3 protein-coding genes are annotated in these 2,599 nt (G+C 68.8%); 2 read left to right on the top strand and 1 reads right to left on the bottom strand.

Going from position 1 to position 2,599, the window contains the following annotated elements; translation table 11 throughout:
- Nucleotides 1-275 precede the first annotated feature (275 nt).
- On the top strand, nucleotides 276-1,010 hold the full coding sequence (locus ABZY57_RS32600) for a gamma-glutamyl-gamma-aminobutyrate hydrolase family protein (RefSeq protein ID WP_356518141.1): 735 nt from the start codon (nucleotides 276-278) through the stop codon (nucleotides 1,008-1,010).
- Between the two features lie 95 nt (nucleotides 1,011-1,105).
- On the opposite strand, the gene ABZY57_RS32595 is transcribed toward ABZY57_RS32600, so the two are convergent.
- Entirely contained in the window at nucleotides 1,106-1,450 is a 345-nt protein-coding gene (locus tag ABZY57_RS32595) for a VOC family protein (RefSeq protein ID WP_356518139.1), read from the bottom strand.
- Nucleotides 1,451-1,600: 150 nt separating this feature from the next.
- On the opposite strand from ABZY57_RS32595, the gene ABZY57_RS32590 reads away from it, so the two are divergent.
- On the top strand, nucleotides 1,601-2,533 hold the full coding sequence (locus ABZY57_RS32590) for an alpha/beta fold hydrolase (RefSeq protein WP_356518137.1): 933 nt from the start codon (nucleotides 1,601-1,603) through the stop codon (nucleotides 2,531-2,533).
- Nucleotides 2,534-2,599 lie beyond the last annotated feature (66 nt).

The raw sequence follows: 2,599 nt of genomic DNA, 5'->3' as shown, positions 1-2,599 counted from the left end.
TGCGACGTCCTCGTCAACGCCCTGTCGGCGGGCGTCCCTCTGCGCCGGTGCGGGACGCCGCTGGGTGATCAGGAACCCCGGCCTCCGCAGACGTGGGCCCCGTCTGTGGTATCAGGAGGGTCATTTCGTTCAGTAGGGGCCGGCCTGCCGGGTTGTGAACGATGGCCGCCGCTTTGCGCGCACGGCTATTTTTTTGCCGTGGTGACCCTCCGCGGAAGCGGTTGTTTCATCTGCCTACGTTCCTCAGTTGAACCAGGAAAACCGTGAAGGTGGTTATGAAATCATTCGTGAATGGTTCGGCGAGCACGGGGCGGCCGGTGATCGGGATCTGTGCGCGGACCGCGCCGGTCACCTTCCAGGGCGACGACATGGTCGTCAGCTTCGCGCTCCAGGCCCACCTCGGCTTCCTGGCCGCGGCGGGCTGCACGCCCCTGCTGCTTCCGCTGCTGCCCGGCGTCGAGGCCATGGCGGACCGGATCGACGGCCTGCTGATCCCGGGCGGCCCCGATGTGGATCCGGCGCTGTACGGCGAGGAGCCGCACCCCGGCACGCGGGCGATGACCCCGGACGCCGACCGCGCCGAACTGGCGCTGATCCGGGCGGCACTTGACGCCGAGCTGCCCGTGCTGGGCATCTGCCGCGGCATGCAGCTGCTCAACGTGCTGCACGGAGGCACGCTCCACCAGCACCTGCCCGAGATCACGGGCCACGACGGCCACCGCCCGAACACGCCGTCCTTCACCCTCGGCCCCCACCCGTTGAAGCTGGAGCCGGGCAGCCGGATCGCCGGTGTCCTCGACGAGGACGCGCCGATGACGGCCTGCCATCACCACCAGGCCGTCAACCGGATCGGCGCCGGGCTCACCGCCACCGGCTGGGCCGAGGACGGGACCGTGGAGGCCATCGAAGTGGCGGACCGCCCCTTCGTCGTCGGCGTGCAATGGGAAGCGGGATTCACGCCCGACCAGCGACTTCACCACGCACTCGTGCGCGCTGCCGGACGCCCCTGAGGAATCGGCTGTCCGCCGCATTCTCGAAGAGCCTGGAAAGCCGGCCGTGAATCCCCCTCGGCCCCGGAACCGCCCGAGGGGGATTCACGGCCGGATCAGTCCTGGACGAGCCCGAGGACGTTGCCGTCGAGGTCCGTGAAGGTGGCCACCAGGCGGCCGCCGCCGACGTCGGAGGCCGGCTTCTGCACCGTGGCGCCCGCGGCGGTCACCTCGGCGAGCTTCGCCTCGATGTCGGGGACGTGCCAGTAGGACACGGGCGAGCTCATGCCGGGGTCCGGCACCAGGCCGATGTGCTGCCCCGCGACGTCGTAGCCGACGTAGTGGTCCCCCTTGGTCTGCGGCTCGATGCCGAGCAGGGCGGTGTAGACGGATGTGGCCTTCGCCAGATCCGTGACGGGATGCAGCACGGTCTTGATTCCCTGGTGGGCAGATTCAGCCATGATCACTCCTGAGGTTGGGGTATTCATGTCGGCTTGTAGGGAAATGTCCGATGCGAAGCCTATCGGGTCGTGCTGACTCCAGCAGGTTTCGAGCCGATTCGGAGACCCCGTTGCCACGCTGTGAGCCCCGTGCATTCAGAAGGGGTATCCATGAAGAAGCTCGCATTGGTCACTGCGGTGATCGTGACCGGCCTGTTGGTCCCGGCCGTCACCCCCGTCGCGGCGGCCGAGGGGGTTGCCGCGCCGGCCGCCGGAACGATCGCCTGGGCGCCGTGTCCTGACGCCGACCCGAACCTCGGCGCGTTGCTCAAGGGCCTTGAGTGCGGCTCCGTGGAGGTCCCGCTCGACTACGCCCAGCCGGGCGGCCAGAAGATCAAGCTGGCGCTGACCCGGGCCAAGCACACCGTCACCGACGACCAGTACAAGGGCGTCGTGCTGCTGCACCGCGGCCAGTGGCCCGGCCCGATCAGCCGCGACATGCCCACCCGGTACGCCAAGGGCACGAGCGGGCTGGCGAAGGACGTCGGCCCCGCCTACGACTGGATCGGCATGGACCCGCGCGGCGTCGGGGCCAGCGAGCCGTCGATGGTGTGCGACGCGTCCTACATCAACCCGCTGCTGCCCGACCCCGTGCCGAACACGGCCGCGGACGAGCAGGCGTCGGTGGCCCGTGCCCAGGCGTACGCCAAGAGCTGCGGCGACAAGTACGGCGACACGCTGAAGCACTTCACCACCAAGGACTCCGCGCGCGACCTCGACCGGATACGGATCGCGCTGGGCCAGGAGCAGATCAGCTACTACGGCATCGACTGGGGCGCCTACCTCGGCTCGGTCTACGCGTCGATGTACCCGACCCGGGTGAAGCGCATGGTGCTCGACAGCGTGCCCAGCCCCAGCGGCGTGGGCTACCAGAACCAGATGGCCAAGAACCTCACGGCCGAGCACAGCGGCGGGCTCTTCTTCGCCTGGGTCGCCAAGTACGACTCCGTCTACCACCTGGGTACGACCGCGGAAGCGGTCGAGGAGAAGTACAACGAGGCCCTGGGCACCCTCCCCGGGCCCTGTTCTCCGGTCGGCTCCTGAAGGAGCCTCAGCTGAGGGAGATGATGACGACCGTCTCGATCAAGAACATGCCCACCTTCTCCTACG

Source organism: Streptomyces sp. NPDC006450, assembly GCF_040612195.1.
Lineage (GTDB): Bacteria > Actinomycetota > Actinomycetes > Streptomycetales > Streptomycetaceae > Streptomyces.
This window is presented reverse-complemented; position numbering and strand designations above follow the sequence as displayed.

Coding starts and splice junctions, on each gene's coding strand:
- ABZY57_RS32600 (WP_356518141.1), top strand. CDS start 276: ATGAAATCATTCGTGAATGGTTCGGCGAGCACGGGGCGGCCGGTGATC.
- ABZY57_RS32595 (WP_356518139.1), bottom strand. CDS start 1,450: ATGGCTGAATCTGCCCACCAGGGAATCAAGACCGTGCTGCATCCCGTC.
- ABZY57_RS32590 (WP_356518137.1), top strand. CDS start 1,601: ATGAAGAAGCTCGCATTGGTCACTGCGGTGATCGTGACCGGCCTGTTG.